The organism is Paenibacillus hubeiensis (genome assembly GCF_032334105.1).
Lineage (GTDB): Bacteria > Bacillota > Bacilli > Paenibacillales > Paenibacillaceae > Paenibacillus > Paenibacillus hubeiensis.
The window spans coordinates 449,725-475,583 of record NZ_JAVYAE020000003.1 but is presented as its reverse complement, the minus strand read 5'-3'; the positions used below and the strand labels follow the sequence as shown (position 1 = coordinate 475,583).

Below are 25,859 nucleotides of genomic sequence, written 5' to 3'. Positions count from 1 at the left end.
AGGAAGGTGAGTTTACATGAACAATCAAGGAGCTTACGTGCTGTCGCCGGAGAGGATATGGACGGAAGCGGAGCAAAAGCTGGTATGGCATAAACCGGATTCCCATAAAACGAGTCAGGAGGAACTGCGGATCACCGAAGAAATCAAACGCAATTGGCATCGCGGAGAGATGAAGATCGCCAATATTTTGCTGGAAGGCGATGCCGGATCGGGCAAAACACAATTGGCGAAGGCGCTGTCGGCCAACTTGGGGCTGCCGTATACGAAGGTCACCTGTTTTGCCGATATGGATAAGTCGGATATCATTGGCGCTATTCTTCCCGTCATCGGGCCGGAGCAGATGGAACAGCTCGATTCCTCGGATCAAAAAGCGCTTCAGGCTTTGTACGAGAGCGATGGGTTCCGAAGTATCGCCGAAGTGCTGACAGAGGCATGGGGAGTGACGCAGGAGCAGGCTTCTGCCCGAATGAAACGGTTGTTACAGCAGGTTAAAGATCACGCCAAACGTGAAACGGTCGAATACCGCTTCTATCCCTCCGAGATCGTCAGAGCTTATCGAAACGGTTATCTTCTGGAAATTCAGGAGCCTAACGTCATTCGCGATGCCGCGGTGCTGATGGCATTAAATTCGGCGCTGGAGCTGGACGGCAGCATCAATCTCCCGACAGAGATCATCCGCAGACATCCGGATTTTGTCGCGGTGATTACCGCGAACCGCAGCTATGCGGGCGCCAGACCGCTGAACGAAGCATTGCGAGACAGGGTGCAGCATTCGGAGAAAATGGATTTGCCGACTAAAGAGGTCATGGTGGAACGGGCGAGGGCGAAAGTTGGATTCCAAGATGAAGCGGTATTGAGCGTGCTCGCGGAAATCATTATTTTGCTGGATCAGACGGCTCGGGCCAATGCCATCAAAGGCGTTGCCGGCATGCGCTCATTCTTTTACTGGACCGATGCCGTAGCCCGAGGGGCTTCTGCCCGCGAATCAATGTACTATAAAGTGATATACAAAATGACGACAGATGCCGAAGAAATCAGGCTATTGGAAGAAGCGCTCGAAAAACGCGGGCTGCTCGCGGAACTGGATGACGTTTTCGAAAAAAAAAACGGAATTTGAGCGAAGCGGCGGATATTCAGTTGGAGGGAGATATTTTTCAGCAAAGCAATGAACTTGAACAACTCTCCGGGGAGCAAGGCGCTTCGTTCAAAACGTCGGCAGACCACGAAGGGAGAAGCACTGAAGTCCCGGATGACGCGGCTTACACCGAGCGATCGGAAACCGAGGGCGAAGCAGAACCGCAGTATCATCAGGTCGATCATAGGCAAGCACTGGAGGAGTCCCAACAGCAAGAGCGGGATATTCGCAAAAGACTGAACCGGGATGCACGGCAGACCGCTGCCGATTCGGTCCACCGAGGGATCCGGCTTATCGTCCATCGTCCCGACTACAGTGTCCAGGATCAGGAAGCGTATCTTCGCATGAGCAAAGAGCTGTTCCCGATCATCAGGGAAATCGCCAGGAAGGCGCTTCCGCTGCTCCAGCATGAAGAGTCACCTGACTTTTCAAAGAATCGCTATTATGGCAGCAGGTTTCAAGCGGACCACGTGGCCTATGGGGATTATCGATATTTTGCCCAAAAACGTCCGCCTTCCGAATCGCCATCCCTGGTCGTTGGACTCAGGGTCGATGAATCGGCCTCCATGTCTGCGTTCGGAAGGCTGGAAGCCGCTAAGCGCGCAGTCCTCGCAGTGTATGAATTTTGCCGCATGTGCGATGTGCCTGTGCTGATCTACGGGGATACGGCGGATGTATCCAGGCTGGAGCAAATGTCCGTTTTTGCGTACGCGGATGGTGACAGAACAGATGATAACGACCGCTTTCGGTTGATGACCATCGCGGCCAGAAGCAACAATCGGGACGGCCTTGCGTTGCGGATCATTTCCGAACGACTGGTGGCTTCCACGCAGCAAACCAAGCTGCTCATCAGCATTAGCGACGGTCAACCGAAAGCGATGGAGAACTACACGGGCAGCTATGCGATGGGAGACATGCGGCAAACCATCGAAGAGTATGAACGAAAAGGCATTACGTTTCTGGCTGCCGCCATTGGGCATGATAAAGAGCTCATCGGCGACATTTATGGCCAAGAACGATTTTTGGACATTACGGATCTGAAGGAATTCCCGGCCAAGTTGGTGCGTACGATTGCGCGTTACCTTTAGATGCTGCGGATGAAGCTGAAGTGCTGTGCAGAAAACAATCGTTTTGGGGCCGTCGATGTTTGATTTTGCAAAATGGGTGTTATTGATATACATTCCTCGGAATACAAATTTATACTATGATTAGGGCGTACCTGAAACTTGCCTGTAAGATGAGTTTTCAGGTACGCCTTAGTACTTCAAGTTTGGAGGAATCCCATTGTATAACGCAGGTTTTTGGGTCAGACTCGCTGCAAGCATTCTGGATAGCATCATCATCACGCTGCCTTTGGCCGTCATTGCAGGCATCCTTACGGGAGATTATGACAGCAACAACCCGGTGGCGAACCTTCTTAGCGGGCTGTATTCGATGCTGCTGCCGGTATTTTGGCAGGGCCGGACGATTGGAAAGCGCATATGCGGAATACGAATTCGGAAATACGGCTCGCATGAGCCGCCGACCATCGGCACGATGCTGCTGCGCGTCCTGGTCGCCGGGATCGTTTATGCCATTACGTTTGGAATCGGAATCATTGTGAGTGCCTTTATGGTAGGTTTACGCGAGGATAAACGTGCCATTCACGATTTTATCGCAGGCACGGAAGTGGTCTGGGATTAGGGGAAAGACCGAAGCACCAAAAACGTCGTTCCTGCATGCGAACGGCGTTTTTGTCGTTGATCCTTTTTATGAAAGGGAAGGGGATGACTTTGCGGCATAAGACAGAACAAGAAGATTTGATTTGTATTAACTCCTTGTTATATGCATCTTGTCATCTGTGACAATCTGTAGGTTAGTTAAGTCTCCATCCAGTTTTTTCAGACTCGGCAGCCATATCGCTAAAGTTGCGCATACCAAAGGAAGAAGTCCAAAGGCGATGAATAAAAAAGGCAAACCATAACGCTCGGCTATTGCTGCGCCTGCCAGGGCACCAATAGGCTGCAATCCTCCGCCAATCAAAAAACGGATGGAGTTGACGCGCCCTTGCAGCTGCCTGGGGACGAGCGTACCGTGCAGCGATGAGCTAAGCGATCCGAAGAAAGGGATGGCCACACCCGTTGCAAATAGAAGAACAAGCGCAGAGGGATACGTCGGGAACAGCCCAAGCAAAACATGGAACAAACCGATCGCAGCCAAACTGCCAAGCATAACGGTCCTCCTTTTTTGAACATCGCCCATCCAAGAGATGATGGTCAGCCCTGCCAATGTGCCAATGGCTGAAGCTGTACTCAGCGTTCCAAGGGTGGCGGCGTCACGGTGCAGCACCTCCCGGACAAAAGGAACCATCATGGTCGAAATGGCAATGGAAGACATGTTGCTGACGGCTACCATCCCCATGATGGATAACATGGCAGGAAAGCGCAGATAAAACGTGAAGCCTTCTCCAATGTCTTTGATATACGACCGCAGCGAGAAGGATTTATCTGTTATTGTGTTTGGTTTCTGCATGGCAGGCAGACATAACAAGAAGCCAATGGCCATCATGTAACAAACGGCATTGATGCCCAGCGTCGGCAATGCCCCAGCGGCAGCGGTGGCAGCCCCTGCCAAAGAAGGCCCCAACAATGCTGCCGCATTACGGCAGCCATCGATCACGGCGAATGCCCGTACAAGTTTGCGTTCTTGCGCCACTCCAGGGACGACTGCCATGGCTGTAGGCATAAACAATGCGGAACAAGCACCGCTTAATACGGCAGCAAGAAATAACTGCCATAATTGCAATTGTCCTGCAAGGCCCAAGCCGAGAGGAAGAAGCAGGGCAAACAATTGTACAGCAGCCAGTCCGGCCATGAATCGGCCACGGTGCAAACGATCGGATAGGGGAGAGCCGATCAGCCGAAAAACCAGTTCGGGAATGCCGTAACAGAGTGCCAAGGCACCCATAGCCAGTTTGGATGCCGTCAATTCGTACACAAGCCATTCCATGGCCAAGAGGCCGAATGCATCACCGAACGAACTAAGAGTAATGGTGGCCAGAAGGCCGTAATAACTTCGCTTGAGCATGCGGGTTCCTCCAGTTGGTTGTATTGCACAGAAAGGGGCGGGATGTTTTCCTATTTGCCTTGAATGTATGAACCGATTTGCTGCGGGAGATCATGCAGTGCTTCAAGGCGCAGACTGTACGCGGTATTTTTTTGGTCGTAATGAACGATGACCAGTCCTGCTGCCCGCAGAGCGATAAGATGGTAGTGTATCGTGCTTTTGGACAATTTAACGTCACGAACGATCTCGGTAAAGGTCAGCTGTTGTCCAGCCAGCAGGCGCAGGATATACAATCTGGTTTCGTCGGACAATGCACGCGTCAGACGTAAAAGGGCATCTGTCGGCCGTCCCGGTTCGGGTGGCATAATATCGCAAGAATAGCTGCTGAAAATCACTTCATCATAGAACGCCGAAATAACAAAGGGACGGGCATGATATTGAGGAATCAGGACCACTTGTTTCAGTGCATCGCTAGGATACAATCTCATGCCCGCGGTAACCTGTTCGTAAACCTCAAGGCCATTGCTTCCGTTCAATGTGGAACGTCTCGTTTCTGCTTCCCGCGCAAGTCCTTCCAAAATGGCAGGATCAATCTGCGAAAAATATTGCCGGTCCCATTCCCGTACGGCTTCGGCCGTCCGACTGCGCAGCTCCGGCAGATTGGAAGGGACGGTTAACTTGAGCTTTGCAGCGATATCGTACAGTTGCCCTGTGGACAAATCCTCCAACCAATTCAAAAAGCCATCTACCGATCGATCTCCCGGGCAGCTCCAGATATAAGGCGCAAGACTGAAATCGTCGGTGGCCTTCATGATTTCCCGCATTTGCTGCAGTTTTGTCGGTGCAAATCGGTCTTGCACATCACGCACCCATTGTTTTCCTAGATCGAGAACCCCATGATTTTGTTTGTTCATAAAAGCGGTCATGCTGCTGACACATTCATAAATCGGTGCAAAGTCAAACTCGACGTTGTCGTTCATGCGAATGGTTGCCCTCTCTTTCATTGGTTCTATATTTATAGAACAAATTCTTTGTTTTATTATATACGAACTATAAGAGAAGTATCAACTACCATTTCCACGAATAGATGAGTTAAGGGTGGTGGTTATTACGAACCATCATTGTGGGGGAAAGGATGGGATTATCAAAAAAGAGGGAGTAAGGATGATTCATTCATTCGTACTGCAAAACAAAGAGCAGGAGGAGAACCTCGCTGCTCTTTTGTGCTTTAGGTATTCTTTTTTTTAGATTCCAGTAGCTCACTATCTCACGGTGTATTCGAAAAGTTGATCCTGGATCTTGATTTCAGCCTTCAACGGCTTGTCGCTTTTGGCGACTTCGTTAGGAATTTCTACAAGATAAAGAAGGGTGCCTGATTTGAGCGGATCAATCGTAGTAATGTTCGTGTAAGTAAAGTCTTCACCGCCACCCTTTTCAATGGTACTAAACGTTCTGTAATCATATTGATTGTCGAATTTCAAATTGACCTCTGCAATTTCATCTGCACCGATTCCTTCAGTGTTCAGGTTTTTCGCTTTGATGGTCAAGGCAAAGTATGTGGAGTCTGCCTCTTTCGATTCGTAATATGTATAGAAAGTTCCTGGGTTGGAAGGCTCTATTTTTTTTGCAATTTTGCTTCCGCTCACCGTTATGTCGGCAAATTTTTCAATGGTTACTTTTTCTCCTTTCTTGAGTGGGGTAACCGTTTCTTCTTGTTTCTGTTCAACGACTTCTTCTGGTTTCGTTTCTTCGGTGTCGCTCGCATTCGAGTTCTCTGTCTGATTTTCACTTGTTGTTGAAGCATCCGTAGTCGTGGCCGACGGCGTGCTTGTCGTTGCTGTACTTGGAGTAGAAGAACAAGCTGTAAGCGTCAATAAAGTGGCAGCTAATAAAATTCCTGTAGCAATTTTCATTTTGTTATGTAGTCCTCCTGGAAATATTTATTTGTATAGTCTATCAGACCTAGGAATATTTTTCTACGTTTTATTGAAATTTGATTAAAATACAGGGCCAAGAAACTATTACGGCGATTCATGCTCCCGAGTTCACTCTTCTCGGTATTCATTCATTGGATCAGAAAAATTCGATTCGGAACAACATGCTGCCCTGAGGGGATAAGAAGAATATATGGAAATTTATGTTGACGGGCTGCTGCCGCTATGCTATATTACAACCAGTTAATAGTAATAATTACGATTAAGCGCGGGGAGAATCGAGGTCATATGGTGAACCAAATAGTCGATTTTGTCAAATTTAATCCAACGCAAAATATGACGATTCTTGTAACAACGATTTATGAAGACGATCTTGAACGACTGCAAACGGCCAAAGAACTTATGGCATATGGCCATCTTCATGCCGAACAGGTCGGATTCATCGAGAAACCCCGCATCATTTCGGCTAGCGCGGCTCTTCGAATGGCCGGTGGCGAGTTTTGCGGAAATGCCTGTATGGCCTTGGCGGCATGGCTGTGGTCCGGTAACAACGATGACCGGCCGAATGAAGGTGAACTGATGCTGGAAGTTTCGGGAACCGATCGCTTGGTGGCTTGCCGGGTCAGAAGGGAAGGCGAGAATTACCGCTGCCGGGTTGAAATGCCTGTCCCTGTCGGCTTTGAAGCCTTCCACGTTTCGTATGGCGGCAGGATATGGCACATGGTCAAGCTAAACTATAGCGATGCCATCCATATCATTATGGAGATCCAATCTTTCAATGAGGCAATCCGGTCCCAAGCGGAAGAGTTGGCTCGTTTGCTGGGCAAAACGACGGGTCAATCGCTTGTCGGGATCATGCTGTATCAAGCCGACATTAGGCAAATGGCCCCGTTGATCTATGTCAGAACGCTCGACAGCCTGGTCTGGGAACGGGGATGCGGCTCCGGGACGGCTTCCATAGGAGCGTACCTGGCATGGAAGCTTCGGAGTCATGTCAGCGTGCAAGTCAAGCAGCCTGGCGGCATCATTGAAGCGGAGGCTTCGTACACGGACGGTGAGGTCACATCCGTCCGCATCGAAGGCAGCGTAGGTATCGTTGCACAAGGGAAAGCATATGTTCATGTCGGCGAAACAGCAGAAAAGGAGGAGGTCGGTATCGCATGGCAACGATGATCGATTTTCAGCGCGAGCTGCATTCCTTCATGGAATCATTCACCGATTTGGCCCGCGAATTCGATGGAAGCGCAGGGCATGGAGTACGGTTGGAGCACATCATCAATGAATATTCGGGCTTTATTACCAATGAAAGAAATGAAGCTTTGTGGACCAGGCTGCTGTATGAGAAGCCGGCCACGTCAAGAAGACTGGGGGCAGAGCTCAGGCAAATTTCCGCCCGCTGCGTGAGCATGATGGAAAAGTATCGGGCCTGGAAGCTGGAGCGTGGGGAGATGCGGATCGACGACTACTTCCAAAACATCGAAGCTTGCATCGAAAAGGAGTTCGGCAGTTTTCGCCTGACGTCCGAATCTAGAGTGCTCATGGTCGGTTCGGGCGCATTTCCTATGACCCCGTTGATGATTGCGAGACGAACCGGAGCCGAGGTCGTCGGCATCGATATCGATGAAGATGCGCTTGCGCTTGGCAAAAATGTCATCCATACCCTTGGACCGGAGCTGAACGTCTCCTTCTCGTCATCGCCCTTGGATGACCTGGCCGGTATGGACCGGATTACGCATATTATTTTCAGTTCCACCGTGCCCGAGAAATACGAAATGCTCCATCGGCTCCACCCGCTGACTTCTTCGGAAATCGTGGTTGCAATGCGCTATGGAGACGGGCTGAAGTCCCTGTTTAATTATCCGATGCAGGAAGTGGATGAACGGGCGTGGAGGCTCGAAGGCTGCATTTTGCAACCCCGCGATGTGTTCGATGTCGCCTTGTATCGAAAGGTTCCGTAACGTTAAGGAAGAAAAAATAGACCAAGAAAGGATGGATGAGGTTTCGAATGAATCCATTTGAACGTGTGTTGATCGCTGGAACGGGTCCTGCCGCCATTCAGCTGGCTGTAACCATGAACCAGCAAGGCAGCTGCGCCGTTGCACTGGCAGGCAGGGAGTCTGCAGGCTCGTCGATCCTGTTCGCGGCGTTGGCGGAGAGTCGTGGGACCGTCCGAGCGGAAACACAGAACGAATCGCATCGCCGAATGCAAGGAGAGTGCAGGCTTGACCAAGTGTATCCGCGCTATGCGGACATTGATGAACGGTGGGATGTGCTCGTTCTAGCCGTTACGACAGATGCCTACTGCGAAGTACTTGAGCAGATGGATTCTTCTGTTCTGCGCCAGCTTCGGTGCGTCATTCTGGTGTCGCCCACATTCGGTTCGGGCAGTTTGGTCAGTCATTATATGCGTAACAGGGGCCATGATCAAGTGGAGATCATCAGTTTTTCCACGTATTTCGGGGATACGCGATGGAAGGAAGGCACCCCTTCATTCCAGGTTCTGACGGCAGGCATCAAGAAAAAGGTATACATCGGCTCGACTGCCCCGGCATCGCCTAACGTGGTACGCTTGACCGGGCTGTTTTCGCGGCTCGGCATTCAATTGCAGGATGCAGGAACGCCGCTTGCGGCCGAGACGCGCAACATTTCGCTGTACGTTCATCCGCCGCTGTTTATGAACGATGTCGCTTTGGAAGCCGTATTTCACGCATCCGCTCCAAGGCGATACGTCTACAAGCTTTTTCCGGAAGGACCGATCACCATACGGTTGATTGAAGAAATGCTGGAGTATTGGAAAGAAATCATGGACATCACGGAGCGTTTATCGCTTCCAAAATTGAATCTGCTCGCGTGCATGAACGAGGACAGCTATCCTGTCCGTCCGGAGAGCTTGGCGCGGGAAGATATCGAACGTTTTACGGAGCTGGAGCCGATCCATCAGCAATATCTACTGTACGTCCGTTATGCCTCATTGCTGATCGATCCGTTTTCCGATCCCGATCCCGAGGGGAAATACTTTGATTTCTCGGCCGTGCCGATTCGCCAGACTTACGTAAACAAGGAAGGGAAGCTGGATATTCCCCGAATGCCGAAGGAGGATTACTATCGCATCAAAATCATTCGCGGCATGGCCCGACGCCTCGGCGCAGCCAGTCCGGTGATGGACCGTTTGATCGCAAGGTACGAATCTGCCTTGGAACGCGCTGCGGCCATTCATGCCCCGTTCCCGTTATCCCGAGCCTTTGCTGCGTGCAGCTTCGATGATCACGTCGACATGATCTGCAGCGATCCGATGATCAGAAAGAACGATGGTTCCGCGCAATCCATATAGCTGCCGGTCACGGCAGCCATGACCTATCATGAAATCGAATCAGGAGGAATCAAGGTGTTATCAATCAGGCATATCCCCAAATTAGCAGCATTGCTGCTCATCGCATCGCTATTTCTTGCAGGGTGCGGTACAACTTCAGGACAAGGAGAGACGGTCAACCAAACGGCAAGTTCGCCGGAGGATGCCGCACGGCCATTCGAATTGGTCTACGCGACTGCCAAGGATATCCAGGACATGAACCCTCACCTGTACACCGGGTCGATGTCGGCGCAGGGCATGGTGTATGAATCTCTCGTGGAGAACACCTCCGAGGGCATCAAGCCGCTGCTGGCGGAGTCCTGGGACATCACGGAGGACGGCTTGACCTATACGTTCCATTTGAGAAAAGGGGTTCAATTCCATGACGGCACGCCGTTCACCGCGGACGCCGCAAAGCAAAACATGGATGCGGTGCAGGCCAACGCCGAGAAGCACAGCTGGATCAAATTATCCACCAAAATTCAAACCATCGAAGCGGTGGACGAACACACGCTCAAGATTAAATTGAGCGAACCGTATTACCCGGCATTGGCCGAATTGTCCATGACGCGTCCATACGTGTTTTTGTCGCCCAACGATTTCAAGGACGGCGGGACGAAAGATGGCGTAAACGGATTTCATGGAACAGGCCCTTACCGGATCACGGAGCATAAACCGGATGAATATGCCGTGTTCGAAGCCAACGAAAACTATTGGGGCAACGTGCCGCAAATCCCAAAAATTACGGCAAAGGTGCTTCCGGCGGGAGAGACCACGTTCCTTGCCCTTCAAAAGGGCGAAGTCAATTTTGTTTTTACCGACGATCGGGGAGCGGATAGTTTGGACGTGCAGGCGATGGATCAGCTGATCCAGTCTGGAACGTACCAGATCGTTCGCAGCGAGCCGATGAACACGCGCATGATCGTGGCCAACACGGGAAAATCGGGCAGCCCCGCCGCGGAAACGGCCGTGCGTCAAGCCATCTGGCTGTCCATCGACCGCGAAGCGATCAGTTCGGGGCTGACCGAAGGGACCGAGCTGCCTGCCAATACGCTGTTCTCCCCCAATGTCAACGATGCGGACGTGGAGTTGGAGGCAAGAAGCTTCGATCAAGCGAAAGCGGCGGAATTGCTGGACCAAGCGGGATGGAAAGCCGATGCGAACGGCACGATCCGCACGAAGCAAGGTGCGCCGCTGACGATGAATTTGTATTATGACAGCAATGCGCCGGCCCAGAAAGCGATGTCCGAGTTCATCCAGCATAGTCTTAAAAGCGTGGGTATGGAACTGAAACTCGTGGGCGAGGAGTCATCGTCCATTGCAAGCCGCAGGGCAAGCGGCGATTATGATTTGTTGTTCAACCAGACTTGGGGCCTCGCGTATGATCCGCAGAGCACGATCTCGGCATTCACGTCGGCGTCTGCGTACCGACATGCCACCAGCGGCATCGCGGAAGCGCAACAGCTATATCAGAAGATCGACGATGTGATGGTGTCCACGGAGGAAGGGAAGCGGAAATCGCTATACGCCGACATTCTCGGCATCGTGCACGACGAGGCCGTATTCATTCCGCTGACCTATGGCCGCGTAAGCATCGTTGCCCCAAGCGAGCTTCAAGGCATTGCTTTCAAACAGTCCCAATACGAGCTGCCTTTTGAGCAGATGTTCGTACGATAGGCCGCAGACGATGGGGAGTTATATGATTAAACGAATGGCGCTCACCGTGCCGCTGTTGTTTGTCATCTCTTTGCTTGCGTTTCTGCTTGTGAATCTTTCGCCGATGGATCCGGCGGAAATGGTGCTGCGGGCGCAAGAAGTTCCGGAAATTACGGAACCGCTGCTGGAACAGACGCGCGAACGCTTGGGGATGGACCAGCCGTTGTTGGTCAGGTATGCGCAGTGGCTGGGTGACGGCTTGCGGCTCAACTTCGGAGAATCCTACGTGTCCGGGCAGCCGGTCTGGTCCATGCTGGGACCAGCGCTGTGGAATACGGTCAAGCTGACGTTAATATCGTGCCTGCTCATCATCCTGCTGTCGGTGTTCTTCGGCGTGGTTTGCGCGCTGAATGAAGGACGAACGCTGGACCTTTCCGTCAGGGGAGTGACGTTTCTGCTGACGGCGATGCCTTCATACTGGCTTGCTTCGCTATGCATCTGGTATTTCTCCGTGAAGCTGGATTTGCTGCCGACGAGCGGCATGGATTCATATCTTGGCTACATATTGCCCGTGTTTGTCATTGCCTCGGGGTACGTCGGCTTGTATTTTCGCAACGTCCGCAGTGCCATGCTTGCCAACCTGCATGAAGGTTACGTTCGGTATGGCCGTGCTTGCGGATTGTCCGAAGGCACGATTCTGAAACATGTTCTTCGCAATTCGCTGCAGGTGGCCGTATCGATCTTCTGCATGTCCGTCCCCATCATCCTTGGCGGCACCGTGGTCATCGAAAACGTGTTTGCCTGGCCGGGAGCGGGCAGATTGGCCGTCAAAGCCATATTGGGCAGGGACTTGCCCGTGATTCAGGCCTACGTGCTCGTATTGGCAGTCACTTTTGTCGCGTTTAACGCACTGTCCGATCTGATCCATGCCGCTCTCAATCCGCGGTGGCGGAAGGAGGCATCATAAACATGAACATCGTTCGCCGTTTGAGCCAAGACAAGCTTGCCTGCATCTGTTTGTCATGGTTGGGCCTGGTCATGCTGGCGGGACTGCTCGCTCCGTGGGTATCGCCGCATGCGCCGGATGCCGTCGACATGAGCCTGCGTTACGCGCCGCCTTCCTGGGCATATCCGCTCGGCAACGATCATCTGGGCCGATGCGTGCTGTCGCGGCTTATCTACGGGATTCGGCCGAGTTTGCTCGGGGTGCTGGCCACGCTGGGCATATCGCTTGGCATCGGAACGTTCGCGGGTCTGGCCGCCGGTTATTTCAAGGGAAGGATCGACAGCATCGTGATGCGGGCATGCGATGTCATGCTTTCCTTTCCGGGTTATGTCACGACGCTGGCGGTGGTGGGGCTGCTCGGGCCTGGCCTGGAAAACATTTTGCTCGCCTTTGTCATTTCAAAATGGGCTTGGTTCGCACGGGTAATTCGGACATCCGTCATGCAGCATTCGGAAGCGGGATACGTAAAGTTCGCCAAGGCTGCGGGGATCGGGCATTTCCGCATTCTACGCAAACATATGCTGCCGATGGCGCTGGCCGACATCGCCGTGGTCGCCAGCAGTTCGATGTGCTCCATGATTTTGCAAGTGTCGGGCCTGTCGTTTCTCGGGCTCGGCGTACAGGCGCCGACGGCGGAATGGGGGATGATGCTGGGTGAAGCAAGGGATGTTATGTTTTCGAAGCCCGAATTGATGGTTGCTCCGGGACTTGCGATCATTCTCGTCGTCTGTGCGTTCAATTTTGCGGCAGATGGATTACAGGCGGCCTTGGATCCCAAATTGGCTTCCTCCCGGCAAAGGAAAGAAGTAAAAAAGGAGCGTGGAACGTATGAATATGCTGGAAGTTGATCGTTTGCGGGTATGGGACGCGAAGAGCGGACACGTCATCGTGCACGACAGTTCTTTCCGGCTGGCCGCCGGAGAATGCCTGGCCATTGTGGGCGAGAGCGGCAGCGGCAAGTCGATGACCTGCCGCTCGATCCTGAGGCTCCATGATCCGTCTATTCGGCAATCCGGCGAGATCCGTTTTCAAGGCGAAGGCTTGTCTGACCTGCCGGAGAGGGCCATGAGGGAGCAAAGGGGGAGGCGCATCAGCCTGGTCATGCAGAATGGCATGAATGCCTTCGATCCGTCCTGCAAAGTTCGCGTTCATTTCAGGGAAACGCTGGGGCGGCACATGGGCTGGACGCGCAGGCAAGTCGATGAACGGGCGGAAATCGCCCTGGCGCAGGTCCAACTGCGGCCTGCCAAGGACGTTCTGAATAAATACCCTCATGAGCTTTCGGGAGGCATGCTGCAGCGTCTGATGATTGCGCTATCCCTGCTGCTGGAACCGGAGTTGATCATCGCGGACGAACCGACAACCGCACTGGACGCCCTTTCCCAATACGAGGTGCTGGTGCAGCTCCGACAATTGAAGGCGCGCATCGGCTGCGCGATGCTGCTGATCTCGCATGATCTGGGCGTGGTGCGCACGATGGCTGACCGGATTTTGGTGATGAGACAAGGAAGAATCGTGGAGGAAGGGGATGCCGGGAATGTCTTGTCTCATCCGCGCCATCCTTATACGCAGCATCTGATTCACACCCGGCGCCAGCTCACGGAACCGTTCAAAGCAATGTTGGAGGAGGGCGGATATGCTGAGAATGAACGGCGTCGAAAAGTATTATAGTGCTGGGGGAATGTTATTCAGAAAGCGTCAGCACATCTTAAGGGACATCCATCTATCCGTTGCACCAGGCGAGTGCTTGGGAATAATCGGGGAGAGCGGCAGCGGCAAATCCACGATCGGACGCCTGCTCTTGGGCATCGAACGCCCCGATTCGGGCAAGGTGCTGCTGGAGGGACTGCCCGTCTCCCGCAGGTCCGTGCGTGCGGGCAGGGTCAGCGCCGTTTTTCAGGACTACACGTCGTCGATCCATCCTTTTTATACGGTGGAACAAGCGTTATGCGAACCGGTCGCAGCCCTTCCACGGTCAAGCGCATATCGCCAGGAGCTGCCGGAACGTCTGGACTTCTGGCTTGAACAGGTGGGGTTAAGTCCGGCATACCGCAAAAAATATGCGCATGAACTGTCCGGCGGCGAGGCCCAGCGCGTCTGTATCGCCCGGGCGGTATTGACCCGGCCGCAATTCGTTGTCATGGATGAGGCGATCAGTTCGCTGGACGTATCCGTTCAGGCACAGGTGCTCGAGCTGTTGAAACAACTGAAGGAAACGTATGGCATGGGTTATGTTTTCATCACACATGACATTCAGGCGGCGGCCTATCTGTGCGAGCGGCTTGTGATACTCAAGTCGGGACGGATTGAAGAAACGGTCGACGTGTCGAAGCTGGGACAGGTTCGGTCCGATTACGCCCGGCGGCTGTTGGCATCCTCGATCGTATTATGAGCGGGGCCGCAGGGGATTTCCTTCGAGTTTTGCGCATAGTCGCAATGACGCAATCACAGTCAACCATTTTGAAGGAGGAACATGGGTGAATGGAGCTTTAGCTTGGCCTTTCATGCGCCTGTATCTGCTCACGCTGCTCTATTTCAGTGCCAATGCGGTGCTGAACGTCATCATTCCGCTCCAAGGCGCCGCATGGGACGCAAGCAGCGCGACGGTTGGCCTGATCATGGGCGCGTACATGCTGACCACGATGTTTTTTCGCCCGTGGGCAGGCCGCATCATTCAGAGGCACGGGGCCGTCAAAATACTTCGTATGATTCTGCTGCTCAACGGAGCAGCTTTGATTTTGTATACATTTACGGGCATTGGCGGCTATATAGCTGCCCGTTCGTTACAGGGCGTGTGCACGGCCTTTTTTTCCATGGCCCTGCAAATCGGCATCATCGAAGCCTTGCCTGACAACGATCGCGCGCAAGGCATCTCGATGTATTCCCTGTTCAGTTACATTCCCGGCATCATGGTTCCCTTTCTGGCTATTGCCTTGTGGCAAAGCGGAGGCATGCCGTCTTTTTCGGTGCTTCTGATCGTGATTGCCGTGGCGACGGCGATATTCGGATATACGATTTGCTCGGACCAACAGGAGCACCCTGACAAGAATAGCAAAGCGTTTGGCGGAAAGATGGCACAGCGGAGCATGTGGGGCATGTTCGCTCAGCTGGTGAAGCAGCCTGCACTGCGAACTTGCGGCATGCTGATGTTGTCGGCATCCGTCGTGTTCGGGGCGGTCACGGCTTTTATGCCGTTATACGCGCAAGAGGTGGATGGGGCCAATGCGGGTGGGTACCTCGGCATACAGGCTGCGGTCGTCGTTGCCGCCCGGTTGTTCTGGGGGAAAAAGCTGCCTTCCGGGGCACGGTGGAGTGCCCCCTTGATCATGGGCATGATGACGCTAATCTCCCTTTCGGCCTTGAGCATTAGTTACGCTGCCGGCGGCGGTGCTGCCTTTTTATATTTGGGGGCAGTGCCGATGGGCATCGCGCAAGCGATTCTTTACCCTGCACTCACCACGCATTTATCGTTCGTGCTTCCTGCAGAAGATCGGAATGTGCTGCTTGGCTTATTTATCGCCACGGCCGATTTGGGCATTTCGCTTGGCGGCATGGTGATGGGAATGGTGGCGGATGCCGCCAATTATGCCCAAATGTTCATCGTATGTGCCGTGCTCGGTCTGGTCATGCTGCCTGTTGCCTATCGCCGCTGATGTCTTGCGTGCATTGGAGCGGCAGTATGATTTCATGGTTTGAAAAAACGCTGAAACGTTGAAGGGGTTTGTTTATGAAAGCTGCCTGATATCTGTCGTTTTTTTGATTCTGCATCGTCCCGGGCGGATGTCAAATCCCGATCCGATGACTTTTTCGACATGTTCCCGACTTTAGAGACAACCACTTCATGATTGGAGACGTTCATTATATAGAAAGGAATGGAATATAATGCAAGTCGATTTCTTAGTATGGAGTTGATCATGATCGTGGACGAGTCGAAGAATAAACGATGGAAAAAGGCGTTGTGCGGAGCGGCTGCTCTAGCTCTGGTATTAAACGGTTGTTCGTTGTCCAATGCGAAACCGACTTCGGTGCAGGTAGAAACAGAACGTGAGGTGACCCAGCTCGAGACGAGAAAGCCTAACGATGCTGCCGTTGAATCGGTCGTTTTAGGCGAGAATAACGGGATCGTTATCACGACGCCGGCCAAGAAAGGGAGCAAGATGCAGCGTGCAATTACGGTGGATTTGCGGGGAGATGTCCAGAAAACGTTTCTCTGGAACGCCGATATGGATGCGAATCGCCCGCCGACGATTGAGGAAGTTGACGTGAATGGGGACGGAGAGCGGGAGATTGTCGTAAATATGAATGCCGGCAGGGGAACCGGGATCTCCATTTATGAAGTTCATATTTTGAATTCAAACACGCTGGAGGAACTGGCGGTGGAGGACCCCATCCAAGCGTTAAATAAGAGGGTTATTTCTTCCGTGAAGCATGAGTCCGGGAAAACGTATGTCCATGCAGAGCTGGACGGTAAACATTTGAGCAAGGTGTACGACTATGAAGAGGGAGCTTGGGGAAAAAGGGTCGGTTTTGGCTCCATCGTATATTATGAGGTGGTGGATGGGCGATTGCGGGCAAAACTCGATGGCCAGGCCTCCATTTCGGAATTTCCGCTGCAGGTTGTGGTCGATTACGGACATGATCTTCATATCGCGAATGTAGAACTCCATAGCGCTTACTTTATGGAGACGCCGCTAAACGAGGAAGATATCAACGTCTTGCTGCAGCACTGGCTGCCGAACGATGAGTGGAGGGTCAAACAGACGGATGATCAGTATACCGTGACATTCGTCAAAAAAGACCAGGATGCCGAGGCCATGGTGATGAAGGTCAATCCGATGACGGGCACGGTGCATGACAGCACTTCCGGAAGCCCGCTGAAAAGCCTTGTCAACAAGGATGCGCCAGATCTTGCGAAAATCACGAATGGCACACAGTATCAGGCTGAGCTGTATAAGTTGGCCGGGCCTTTGCTGGAAGCTGCCGATTTGCAGCCGGTTAACCGGGAATGGATCGAAGGATTCATCGGTGATGGATATTTGTTCGGGCGGGTGAAGCACAACGATCGGCAATTCACCATCAAACTGGATGTATTCACCGGGCAATGGGAAGAAATTGAGGATCCATTTGGGGAGTCGCCATGATGGCGGCTTTTTGCCGTCAAGTGTAATCGTTCCTGCCCTTGGTCAGGAGATGCACTCCAGAGACAAGGACAGGAACGAAGGGAGTGTTACTCGAAGCGTTCAATCACGATTTTGCCTGTCATACGGCCTTCTTCCAATATGGCATGGGCTTTTCGCAGATTGGCTGCGTTGATCGGGGAGTAGATTTTTGCCACCGTGGTCCGCAAACGGCCCTCGTCGACCATGCGGGAAACTTCGTTTAACAGGTTGTGCTGTTCTATCATATCCGCCGTCTGGAACATCGGTCTGGTGAACATCAGCTCCCAGGCAAACGTTGCGCTTTTGTTTTTGAGCAAGGTCAGGTCGAGCAGCTCATCCGTCTCCACAATGGAGCAGATCTTCCCTTGCGGGGCAATAGCCTCGGCCATGTTGGCCCAATGCTTCTCCGTGCTGTTCAGACAAAAAATGTGGTCAACGTGTTCGAAGCCCATCGCTTGAAGCTGGGGAACGAATGGTTCGTAATGGTTGATGATATGGTCGGCTCCCATCGATCTGGCCCAGTCGGACGATTCGGGACGAGAAGCCGTACCGATCACGGTCAATCCGGCGTATTTGGCCAGCTGCGTTGCGATGGAACCGACGCCGCCCGCCGCGCCGATGATTAGAATCGTTTTGCCTTCGTTGCGCTCTTTGTCTGCGGTTATGCCCAAGCGGTCGAATAGTCCTTCCCATGCGGTAATGGCAGTTAACGGCAGAGCGGCTGCATGCGCAAAATCCAGCGTTGTCGGTTTGCTGCCGACGATTCTCTCGTCGACGAGATGGAGCTCGCTATTCCCTCCAGGGCGGGCAATGCTGCCTGCGTAGTAGACTTCATCGCCGGGTTTGAACAGCGAAGCTTCCGGTCCGGCTTGCTCGACCACGCCTGCAACGTCCCAGCCGAGCACTCTTGGCGTGCCTTCGGTCCGATTTTTGGGTGCCCGCACTTTAACGTCGACGGGATTGACGGAGATGGCTTTGACTCGGATCAGCAAATCCCTCCCTGTAGGCACAGGTGCATCGATCACCACGTCCAGCAGGCTTTCAGGGTGTTCGATTGGCAAATAGTTCAGTAGTCCAACGGCTTTCATTTGTTTGGTTGACATTATGGTTTCCTCCTCGGATATGCATGTATTATTGATTTATGGTTGTAAATATAACGCATATCAACTACCATGAATAGTACGCACATTAATGTTATGTAGTATACATTTGTATACCAGGAAAAGAGGAGGCTGCAAAATGCGTGACCGTAAATCCGGATACGGCTATTGCCCGAATGAAGAAGGCTGCCCGGTGGAATATACGTTGGACGTCATCGGCGGCAAATGGAAAGGGGTGCTTTTGTACCATATGATCGAAGGCCCCAAACGATTTAATGAATTCCGGAGGATTTGTCCTGCCATTACCCAAAGAATGTTGACCCTTCAGCTTCGGGAGCTCGAGGAAGATGGCGTCGTGCATCGCGAAGTGTATCAGCAAGTTCCTCCCAAAGTGGAATATTCGCTTTCGGAATTCGGTCGTACGTTAGTGCCGATCATTACGGAAATGAAAATCTGGGGGGAAAAGTACAAAAAGTTGTCGGGTGCGGCTTCCGAACATGCGGAGTCCGCTGTGAAGTCGGTGCCTGATTCGATGTAGCGGATCGGTTTCGCAAAGCTAAAAAGTTAGATCGTAGACGAAGGATGGCTTGTTGAAAAATAAGGCGTTTGAACTATTCAAATTCCAAATATTTACTTATAGTATATAAATGTAAAAATAAAGGAGGAGAGTGTTATAAGTGAAAAAAAGTAAATTTATGCTTGTTTTTATGAGCATGATGTTGGTCTTGGCCTTCACCGGGCTGGGCCAGACCGAAAGGGCAGCGGCGGCAACGGCACGAACGCCCGTTGTTTTTGTCCACGGTCTAACAGGTTCGGATAGCAATTTTACGTTCATTGAAAGTTATTTGCGCAGCCAAGGCTGGTCGAAAGACGAATTGTTCGCCATTGATCTGCCGAGCAAACAGGGCAACCAACTGTTGAATTCGGCAGCGATCAGCCAATTCGTTGATGACGTGCTGCGCCAAACCGGCCATTCGAAAGTGAACATTGTGGCTCACAGTATGGGCGGAGCGAACAGTCTGTATTACATATTGAACCGCGGCGGAGCGTCCAAGGTGGACAAGCTTGTAACGCTTGGCGGAGCGAATCGCCTTACGACCAATACCGCGCCGCAAGGCATTTCGGTGACCTCGATCTATTCCTTGAACGACACGATCGTGTCGCCTGTGCTTTCCCGGCTGGAAGGTGCTACGAACATTCCGGTTTCCCTCGTGTCCCATGTCGGACTGCTGTTCAACTCGCGGGTGAACGGTTTGATCAAAACCGCTTTGAACGAATAGTTGAAACTCTACGCACCTAAAGTTAAAAAGCTCTCGCAAATCTCCATGTCCAACACGGCTGCTTGAAGCAGCCGTGTTTTTGCATGTCTTTTTTACATGTCTGCCTGCTCGGTGTCATAACCAACCGATATTCCACCGAATGAACCGATCTTCCAGAACAGGGTGCCCAGGTGAATTGGTTCATGCGGCGGAGGATTGCACGATTGATGCGCAGGTATCGGACCCTTAACATGTGAACCACAGAACCAGCTCATCAATCCCATCATCCATTGCAAAAGGGGGCAAAGACAGGTATGGCTGACCGATCGGAAGCATCGACGCCGCACCCCGGAGTCAGCATTAACCCAAGCATCCGTGAAGGTTACTTGAGGAACATTAGAAAACACTGGATGCTCTATGTCATGATCCTTCCCGGCATTTTGTTTTACATCATTTTTAAATACATCCCGCTGGGGGGAAGCGTCATCGCTTTTCAAAATTATCAAATCATGAGGGGGATCTGGAACAGCCCGTGGGTGGGACTGGATAATTTCAAGTTCATTTTTACGTATCAGGATTTCTATCACGTTCTCCGCAATACGGCATTGATTGCTTTTTACAAGCTGGTGATTGGCTTTCCTGCTCCGATTCTGCTGGCACTCCTGTTCAATGAAGTGAGAAAAATGCTCGCCAAACGATTTTTGCAAAGCTTGTTTTATTTGCCGCATTTCTTATCCTGGGTCGTCGTCGGCGGGATCGTGTTTGAAGTGCTGTCCTCCGGCGGTTTCGTCAACATGGTGAGAGGATGGTTTGGCTTTGAAGCGATTCTGTATATGCAGCAGGAAAAGTATTTCCGCTCCATCGTGGTGTTGTCGTCCATATGGAAAGAAGTCGGTTGGGGCACGATCATTTACCTTGCTGCCATCAGCGGCATTGATCCGAACCAATATGAAGCGGCCGTGATGGACGGGGCGAACCGGTGGAAACAGACGATGTATATTACACTGCCCGCGCTGTTTCCGACCATTCTAATCCTGTTCCTGTTAAACATCGGCAACTTCCTGGAGCTTGGCTTCGACCAGATCTACAACCTGTTGACGCCGATGACGTACTCCGTAGGGGATATCATTGAAACGTATGTATACCGTTCAGGGGTGTTGCAAGGGCAGTACAGCGTAACGACGGCCATCGGCCTGTTCCAGTCGGTGATCGGTTTCATCCTGCTATGGATTTTCAATCGGCTGGCCAAAAAATCCGGGGAGGGATTGTGGTGATGAAGCAGACGTTCGGAGAAAAAAGCTTTCAGGTCTTCAACTACGCCTTTCTTACGGCAGCCGCCCTGACGATGATTTTGCCTTTGCTTCAACTGTTGGCGGTTTCGCTCAGTTCGCCGGTTGCAGCCGATTCCCAAGCCGTCTTCCTGTGGCCGGTCGAATTTACGCTGGATTCCTGGAAACATATTTTGAAAAGCACAGGATTATGGCAGTCGTTTGGCGTAACTGTTTTCATTACGGTAGCAGGTACGGCGCTCAGCATGCTTTTTTCGGTATTCACCGCCTTCCCGCTGTCCCGCAAGGAATTTCTGTTCCGGAAACAAGTGATGCTTGGCATCGTGATTACGATGATTTTTAATGCTCCGATGATCCCGTTTTTTCTGACGGTCAGGGAGCTTGGCATGATGAATTCGCTGTGGTCCTTGATCATTCCCGGGGTGATCGGTACGTTCAACATGGTCATTTTGCGTACGTTTTTCATGAATTTGCCCAAGGAGCTGGACGATTCCGCCCGAATCGACGGATGTCATGATTTCCGCATTTTGTTCCAGATCTACCTGCCGCTCTCCAAACCGGTACTGGCCACGGTCAGCTTGTTCTATGCGGTGGGGTACTGGAATACGTTCCAGCGGGCGGTGCTTTTTATCCGCGATCCAGGGTTATGGCCCTTGCAAATGAAGCTGCGTGCGTATTTGACCAGTCCGGAGGAATTGGCTCAGGTGAACATGTTTCTCGGTGATTACAACTTCAATACAACGACGTTGAAGGCAGCAACGATTCTTTTTGCAAGCGTTCCCATCATTTTGGTGTATCCTTATTTGCAGAAATATTTCGTGAAAGGATCGCTCTTGGGGTCGCTCAAAGAATAAACGAGGATTGAGGGGGACAATTTCATGAGACAAGAATGGACACGTAAAATCGTACCGGCATTTCTTAGTCTGGTGCTGCTGCTGATCGCGGGTTGTGGAAGCGGCAGCCCGAATGCCGGATCGCAGGACGGCGAGAATGGAGGAGGAAGCTCCGGTGCTGCCAAAGTCAAAGTATTCAAAAGCCACATGGGCGTAGGCACATTGCCTGCTGCGGATAATCCGCACGTGAAGTATGTCGAGGAGAAAACCGGCGTCCAATATGAACTGATCACGACACCTCCCGGATCGGAGCCGTCCGAATACTTGAATTTGTTGATCGCTTCGAATGAGCTGCCGGATATTTTGCGCCCGATCGGAGGCGTGGAGCAAACGCTGATTCAGCAGGGCGGTGCGCTGCCATTGGATGAACTGCTGCCCGAGTACGCACCCCATGTCTGGGAGAGCATTCCCCAGGAAGCGTGGGATATCGTGCGCTCCGCTTCGCCTGACGGCAAAATCTACTATGTGCCTAAAGTATTTTTGGTTCCCGAGCGTGCGCCACTCATTCGCAAGGATTGGCTGGATAAACTTGGATTGGAGATGCCTAAAACGACCGATGAATATGTGGAGGTACTGCGAGCTTTCCGGGACAAAGACCCGAACGGCAACGGCAAAGCGGATGAGCTGCCTACCAGCGGCAGGGAGTTCGGCCGATGGATGGACCATCTGTTTGCGATGTACGGGGTAGCCATGTGGGAAGGATATCCTGAATGGGACGAATATGACGGCAAAATCCAGTACGCAGGCGTAACGGACAACATGCGCGAGGCCATCAAGTTCATCCGGAAGTTATACGAAGAAAAATTGCTGGACAACGAAACGTTCCTCAACAAAGGGGAAGTATGGCAGGCCAAAATCAACAACAATCAAGTGGGCAGCTGGTATCATCTGCCGGCGAACGTGCGCGATCGGTACAATGCCATGCTGACGCAGGCGCCGGATGCTTACATTGCAGCGATGCCGCTGCCGAAAGCCGAAGGGTTCGAAGCGTTTGTCACACAGAAAAGCATGGGTGAGCCGGAGTGGATGATTCCCACCGTAAACAAGGACAATGCCCCCAATGCCCTGAAACTGCTGGATTTTTTCTACAATGCTGAAAACGATGAATTTGGGCGCTTCGGCCTCGAGGGCGAACAGCATGAAGTCGTCAACGGACGCAAAGTGATCCTCCCGCCCGCAGACAACAAACCGCTTGCCCTGGGCATGAAAAATTTGACGACGGCAGAGGACATGGACAAACGAATCGAAGAAACGTATCCGGAAGACCAGCAGCAGATGGTCAAAGACATGTTCGTCGTCAGCACCGCCGATGCGCGCCAAATTGCCGGTGACGGACTCCCGGCCTCGGTATATGAAGGATTTCCGGATATCCAGTCCCATAAGTTGTTCCAGGAGGTTTTGACCAAAATTGTCATTGGTGAGCTCCCGATCGAGGCTTATGACGACTATGTGGACAAATGGTATGCTGCCGGCGGTGAAGCCGTGACCCAGCGAGTGCAGGAATGGTATGAGAAGGTTAAAAATTAAAAACATGCATTCGCTAACCTCCCCATGGCTTGCGAGCAGTTCGATGGCAAAAAAGGCGAAATTTCGTAGAAACGCGGGAAATGATGACGGGACGGGGGAGGAAAATTAGGAGGTAGGGCCGGGTCGTCTTGGTCACATCACCGCTGTATAATGGCGTTATCACGCAAATAAGGTGGGAGACGGCCATGCCCCTTTCGTTTTTGAAATGGTTGAAATTTAATTTGACCAATACCCAAACCCGGCTGCTGCTGATTTTGACGATTGCGGTGTTCGCCATCATCATTGCCGTAGGCATGACGACGTATTATTCCTCCAAATCCGTGCTGCAGCAGGAGCTTAGCGAACCCCAACATCAGATGCTGCGCATCGGCATGAACGACATCGACGAGATGATGCGGGAAAGCGACCAAATCGCGGTCAAAATCGCGCTGAACGGGAACGTGTATCAATTTCTGACGAGCGACGTCCAGGCTTCGTACCAAAACATCACGGAGCTGCTGAAGTTTATGGAAACGCTGATCAGCAGCACGTCTTTCATTAAAAGCGCTTACATTTATGACGTGGAACGTGGAAGCATGGTTGCTTTTCCCCAAGGATTCAGTTCAAGCAAAGCCAACTTTCCCGATTCCGGTTGGGTAGACGTTGCCGATGATTTTAACGACCGGCCCATGCTGGTCAAACAGCGGGAAATCCCGTCGGCCTCGGGCACACCCGCCAGGCAAATCACACTTTATCGCAAAATCATGATATCGGGCCAGTTCAAGGGCATCATTGCCGTGAATTTCAAATCGGAGCAGATGTTCAGGCATATGCTGCAATCGTCGGTCTCCCGCCTTGACAGCCGCCGTTTCATTCTGGATGTAGATCATCAACCGTTATACGAGTTGGGAAATTATCGCGTTGGGGCAGAAGTGGTGGATCAGGTCCTCGCACAGCTGGATGGGGAGAAGATCGGGGAATTCGAGCACGAAGGCAAAACCTTGCTTGCTTCGCAAATCGTGTCCCCGTATACCGGTTGGCGCTACTTGTCCGTCATTTCGCAAGACAGCCTGCTCGCGAGCGCGCAGAAGATCCGCAATACCGTTTTTGTCGTATCGCTGCTTGCGCTTGCGGCCGGAGCGGCGGCCATTGCCTTCTACAATGCATCCGCCTTCAGACCGGTGAAGCGGATGCGACAACTGCTCAGCGGTTATGACAGGGTACGGATGGATACGGGCACGATCGATCTGGAGAAAATCACGAGCCAGCTGCTCACGGACCATGCCCAGCAGGCGATGAATTTGCGGCAAACGCTGCCGGAGGCTTCGAGCAAATTTTTGATGGACATCCATGCCGGCCATATGTCCGGGACCCGGGAACTCAGCGAGAAGTGGGAGCGATATTTCAGGGAATGGGATCCAGCGCCGCTCATCATCGCAATGTTGTCGATCGACGACTATGAGGCATGGTGTAAACGATTCAATAAACCGGATCATTCCCTGTTGAAGTTCGCCATCGCCAATATCGCAGCCGAGCTGCTGTCCGGGCAATGGCGCGTGCTGACCGCCGATCTTGGGAGAGATCGCATGATGGTGATGCTTCAGCCGCTTGGCCGTTTCAGTGACGGCGACGCAGTGACTGCCATCGGAGAGACGCTCCCGATGATTCGCAGGCTGCTCAAATTCCAGGTGTCGGCAGGGGTCAGCGCGAATCACGACGGATATATGCACTTGCAAAAAGCGATGCAGGAAGCCGAGCTCGCCTTGGACTATAGGCTTTATCGGGGTTATGAGCAAGCGATTCCGTTTCGTGAGGAGGCAGCTGCGCCATTGGACGATGGTGTTAGTGAAGATCAGGAGACGATGGCTCCTTTGACGGAGAGTATCGAAGCCGGTCATGCGGAGGCGGCGCTCCATGTGTTGGATAAAATGCTCTCTCGCCTGCAGCAGGAGAATACGCACCCTTCGAGAGCCATGGCCTGTTTGCAATCCCTGGCTGAAACGTTGGAAAACCTTCGTTTAAGTCGTGCCGCGGAATGCCGCGATCTTGAATTGTCCAGCTTGCGCACGATGCATCTGGAGGATGTCCGGGCGCTGCTTAAAGAGCAGGTCGAGGCGATGTGCGCGTGGTTTGGCGGCATGCTGCTCAGCAAGGATTTCGTTCTATGCCAGCAGATGATTGCATTCATGAACGAACATCTGGAGGAGCCCGTAGGCATTCAGGACATTGCCGAGCACGCCGGGATCGGTACCAGCCTCGCCAGCCAGCTTTTCAAACAGGAAATGAACGAAACCATCCATGGATATTTCACCAAATTGCGGATGGAGCGTGCATGCAGGCTGCTGGTGGACACGGATTATAAAATCTCGGAAATCGCTTCCATGGTGGGGTACCAGCACGAGAACAGCTTTATTCGCGTATATCGCAAAACGAAGGACATTACCCCGGGGAAATACAGAGAGATGATGCGCACCCGAAGGGATTCCCTGTTGGAACCTTGAAGATTTTGCTGTGTATTTCTCTGTTTT

The 25,859-nt window shown here is 52.3% G+C and carries 23 protein-coding genes; 19 read left to right on the top strand and 4 right to left on the bottom strand.

The annotated features are described in order from the left end of the window. Window positions 1-16 precede the first annotated feature (16 nt). The 3 genes from RSX24_RS12155 (at window position 17) to RSX24_RS12145 (ending at window position 2,818) form a co-directional block, all read left to right on the top strand. Entirely contained in the window at window positions 17-1,117 is a 1,101-nt protein-coding gene (locus tag RSX24_RS12155; protein WP_343260738.1) for an AAA family ATPase, read from the top strand. Then, window positions 1,114-2,223: a vWA domain-containing protein gene (locus RSX24_RS12150; RefSeq protein ID WP_343260737.1), complete on the top strand. Its 1,110-nt coding sequence runs from the start codon at window positions 1,114-1,116 to the stop codon at window positions 2,221-2,223. Before RSX24_RS12155 ends, RSX24_RS12150 begins: the two co-directional genes overlap by 4 nt. Before the next feature lie 196 nt (window positions 2,224-2,419). After that, on the top strand, window positions 2,420-2,818 hold the full coding sequence (locus RSX24_RS12145; protein ID WP_438286815.1) for an RDD family protein: 399 nt from the start codon (window positions 2,420-2,422) through the stop codon (window positions 2,816-2,818). 126 nt (window positions 2,819-2,944) lie between these two features. Here RSX24_RS12145 and RSX24_RS12140 read toward each other — a convergent pair whose 3' ends face one another. From RSX24_RS12140 to RSX24_RS12130, 3 genes are all read right to left on the bottom strand, one after another. Further along, window positions 2,945-4,201, bottom strand: a complete 1,257-nt coding sequence (locus RSX24_RS12140) for an MFS transporter (protein WP_343260736.1) — start codon at window positions 4,199-4,201, stop codon at window positions 2,945-2,947. 50 nt (window positions 4,202-4,251) lie between these two features. Then, window positions 4,252-5,160: an ArsR/SmtB family transcription factor gene (locus tag RSX24_RS12135; protein ID WP_236413798.1), complete on the bottom strand. Its 909-nt coding sequence runs from the start codon at window positions 5,158-5,160 to the stop codon at window positions 4,252-4,254. A gap of 282 nt (window positions 5,161-5,442) precedes the next feature. Then, window positions 5,443-6,093 (bottom strand): bZIP transcription factor, encoded by a 651-nt coding sequence (locus tag RSX24_RS12130; protein ID WP_236413800.1) that lies wholly within the window; start codon window positions 6,091-6,093, stop codon window positions 5,443-5,445. A gap of 309 nt (window positions 6,094-6,402) precedes the next feature. Here RSX24_RS12130 and RSX24_RS12125 point away from each other — a divergent pair, with 309 nt between their 5' ends. The 10 genes from RSX24_RS12125 to RSX24_RS12080 all read left to right on the top strand — a co-directional run bounded on the left by RSX24_RS12125 (window position 6,403) and on the right by RSX24_RS12080 (window position 17,266). Next, on the top strand, window positions 6,403-7,287 hold the full coding sequence (locus RSX24_RS12125) for a histidine racemase CntK family protein (protein ID WP_343260735.1): 885 nt from the start codon (window positions 6,403-6,405) through the stop codon (window positions 7,285-7,287). Beyond that, window positions 7,275-8,072, top strand: coding sequence for an SAM-dependent methyltransferase (locus RSX24_RS12120; protein ID WP_343260734.1), 798 nt, complete (start codon window positions 7,275-7,277; stop codon window positions 8,070-8,072). Before RSX24_RS12125 ends, RSX24_RS12120 begins: the two co-directional genes overlap by 13 nt. A gap of 47 nt (window positions 8,073-8,119) precedes the next feature. After that, a complete protein-coding gene (locus RSX24_RS12115) occupies window positions 8,120-9,445 on the top strand; it encodes an opine metallophore biosynthesis dehydrogenase (RefSeq protein WP_343260733.1) in 1,326 nt (441 codons plus the stop codon). 54 nt (window positions 9,446-9,499) lie between these two features. Continuing rightward, a complete protein-coding gene (gene cntA / locus RSX24_RS12110) occupies window positions 9,500-11,140 on the top strand; it encodes a staphylopine-dependent metal ABC transporter substrate-binding lipoprotein (RefSeq protein ID WP_343260732.1) in 1,641 nt (546 codons plus the stop codon). 10 nt (window positions 11,141-11,150) lie between these two features. Continuing rightward, entirely contained in the window at window positions 11,151-12,086 is a 936-nt protein-coding gene (gene opp1B / locus RSX24_RS12105; RefSeq protein WP_343260892.1) for a nickel/cobalt ABC transporter permease, read from the top strand. A 2-nt stretch (window positions 12,087-12,088) separates the two neighbouring features. Continuing rightward, window positions 12,089-12,973 carry a staphylopine uptake ABC transporter permease subunit CntC gene (gene cntC / locus RSX24_RS12100; protein ID WP_236413805.1) on the top strand — a complete coding sequence of 295 codons (885 nt, stop codon included), beginning with the start codon at window positions 12,089-12,091 and terminating at the stop codon, window positions 12,971-12,973. Further along, window positions 12,954-13,796 (top strand): staphylopine uptake ABC transporter ATP-binding protein CntD, encoded by an 843-nt coding sequence (gene cntD / locus RSX24_RS12095; protein ID WP_343260731.1) that lies wholly within the window; start codon window positions 12,954-12,956, stop codon window positions 13,794-13,796. The genes cntC and cntD overlap by 20 nt, the downstream gene beginning before the upstream one ends. Next, a complete protein-coding gene (locus tag RSX24_RS12090) occupies window positions 13,762-14,517 on the top strand; it encodes an ABC transporter ATP-binding protein (protein ID WP_343260730.1) in 756 nt (251 codons plus the stop codon). The genes cntD and RSX24_RS12090 overlap by 35 nt, the downstream gene beginning before the upstream one ends. Before the next feature lie 85 nt (window positions 14,518-14,602). Further along, a complete protein-coding gene (cntE, locus tag RSX24_RS12085; protein WP_343260729.1) occupies window positions 14,603-15,778 on the top strand; it encodes a staphylopine family metallophore export MFS transporter CntE in 1,176 nt (391 codons plus the stop codon). Window positions 15,779-16,045: 267 nt separating this feature from the next. Then, window positions 16,046-17,266: a hypothetical protein gene (locus RSX24_RS12080; protein ID WP_343260728.1), complete on the top strand. Its 1,221-nt coding sequence runs from the start codon at window positions 16,046-16,048 to the stop codon at window positions 17,264-17,266. Window positions 17,267-17,352: 86 nt separating this feature from the next. Here RSX24_RS12080 and RSX24_RS12075 read toward each other — a convergent pair whose 3' ends face one another. Further along, window positions 17,353-18,387 carry a zinc-binding alcohol dehydrogenase family protein gene (locus RSX24_RS12075; RefSeq protein ID WP_343260727.1) on the bottom strand — a complete coding sequence of 345 codons (1,035 nt, stop codon included), beginning with the start codon at window positions 18,385-18,387 and terminating at the stop codon, window positions 17,353-17,355. A 136-nt stretch (window positions 18,388-18,523) separates the two neighbouring features. On the opposite strand from RSX24_RS12075, the gene RSX24_RS12070 reads away from it, so the two are divergent. The 6 genes from RSX24_RS12070 (at window position 18,524) to RSX24_RS12045 (ending at window position 25,832) form a co-directional block, all read left to right on the top strand. Next, window positions 18,524-18,922 carry a winged helix-turn-helix transcriptional regulator gene (locus RSX24_RS12070; protein ID WP_339278056.1) on the top strand — a complete coding sequence of 133 codons (399 nt, stop codon included), beginning with the start codon at window positions 18,524-18,526 and terminating at the stop codon, window positions 18,920-18,922. A gap of 157 nt (window positions 18,923-19,079) precedes the next feature. Beyond that, window positions 19,080-19,664, top strand: a complete 585-nt coding sequence (locus RSX24_RS12065; protein ID WP_438286824.1) for an esterase/lipase family protein — start codon at window positions 19,080-19,082, stop codon at window positions 19,662-19,664. 293 nt (window positions 19,665-19,957) lie between these two features. Continuing rightward, a complete protein-coding gene (locus tag RSX24_RS12060) occupies window positions 19,958-20,917 on the top strand; it encodes an ABC transporter permease (RefSeq protein WP_438286814.1) in 960 nt (319 codons plus the stop codon). Beyond that, a complete protein-coding gene (locus tag RSX24_RS12055; RefSeq protein ID WP_236413812.1) occupies window positions 20,917-21,786 on the top strand; it encodes a carbohydrate ABC transporter permease in 870 nt (289 codons plus the stop codon). The genes RSX24_RS12060 and RSX24_RS12055 overlap by 1 nt, the downstream gene beginning before the upstream one ends. Window positions 21,787-21,810: 24 nt before the next feature. Further along, entirely contained in the window at window positions 21,811-23,352 is a 1,542-nt protein-coding gene (locus RSX24_RS12050; protein WP_343260726.1) for an extracellular solute-binding protein, read from the top strand. A gap of 185 nt (window positions 23,353-23,537) precedes the next feature. After that, window positions 23,538-25,832, top strand: a complete 2,295-nt coding sequence (locus RSX24_RS12045; protein ID WP_343260725.1) for an AraC family transcriptional regulator — start codon at window positions 23,538-23,540, stop codon at window positions 25,830-25,832. The last annotated feature ends 27 nt before the right edge of the window (window positions 25,833-25,859 follow it).

Excerpts from the sequence above, each read along its gene's own strand:
- RSX24_RS12155 (WP_343260738.1), top strand. The coding sequence starts at position 17 with ATGAACAATCAAGGAGCTTACGTGCTGTCGCCGGAGAGGATATGGACG.
- RSX24_RS12140 (WP_343260736.1), bottom strand. The coding sequence starts at position 4,201 with ATGCTCAAGCGAAGTTATTACGGCCTTCTGGCCACCATTACTCTTAGT.
- RSX24_RS12135 (WP_236413798.1), bottom strand. The coding sequence starts at position 5,160 with ATGAACGACAACGTCGAGTTTGACTTTGCACCGATTTATGAATGTGTC.
- RSX24_RS12130 (WP_236413800.1), bottom strand. The coding sequence starts at position 6,093 with ATGAAAATTGCTACAGGAATTTTATTAGCTGCCACTTTATTGACGCTT.
- RSX24_RS12125 (WP_343260735.1), top strand. The coding sequence starts at position 6,403 with ATGGTGAACCAAATAGTCGATTTTGTCAAATTTAATCCAACGCAAAAT.
- RSX24_RS12120 (WP_343260734.1), top strand. The coding sequence starts at position 7,275 with ATGGCAACGATGATCGATTTTCAGCGCGAGCTGCATTCCTTCATGGAA.
- RSX24_RS12115 (WP_343260733.1), top strand. The coding sequence starts at position 8,120 with ATGAATCCATTTGAACGTGTGTTGATCGCTGGAACGGGTCCTGCCGCC.
- opp1B (WP_343260892.1), top strand. The coding sequence starts at position 11,151 with ATGGGGAGTTATATGATTAAACGAATGGCGCTCACCGTGCCGCTGTTG.
- cntC (WP_236413805.1), top strand. The coding sequence starts at position 12,089 with ATGAACATCGTTCGCCGTTTGAGCCAAGACAAGCTTGCCTGCATCTGT.
- cntD (WP_343260731.1), top strand. The coding sequence starts at position 12,954 with ATGAATATGCTGGAAGTTGATCGTTTGCGGGTATGGGACGCGAAGAGC.
- RSX24_RS12090 (WP_343260730.1), top strand. The coding sequence starts at position 13,762 with ATGCTGAGAATGAACGGCGTCGAAAAGTATTATAGTGCTGGGGGAATG.
- RSX24_RS12075 (WP_343260727.1), bottom strand. The coding sequence starts at position 18,387 with ATGTCAACCAAACAAATGAAAGCCGTTGGACTACTGAACTATTTGCCA.
- RSX24_RS12070 (WP_339278056.1), top strand. The coding sequence starts at position 18,524 with ATGCGTGACCGTAAATCCGGATACGGCTATTGCCCGAATGAAGAAGGC.
- RSX24_RS12065 (WP_438286824.1), top strand. The coding sequence starts at position 19,080 with ATGCTTGTTTTTATGAGCATGATGTTGGTCTTGGCCTTCACCGGGCTG.
- RSX24_RS12060 (WP_438286814.1), top strand. The coding sequence starts at position 19,958 with ATGGCTGACCGATCGGAAGCATCGACGCCGCACCCCGGAGTCAGCATT.
- RSX24_RS12055 (WP_236413812.1), top strand. The coding sequence starts at position 20,917 with ATGAAGCAGACGTTCGGAGAAAAAAGCTTTCAGGTCTTCAACTACGCC.
- RSX24_RS12050 (WP_343260726.1), top strand. The coding sequence starts at position 21,811 with ATGAGACAAGAATGGACACGTAAAATCGTACCGGCATTTCTTAGTCTG.
- RSX24_RS12045 (WP_343260725.1), top strand. The coding sequence starts at position 23,538 with ATGCCCCTTTCGTTTTTGAAATGGTTGAAATTTAATTTGACCAATACC.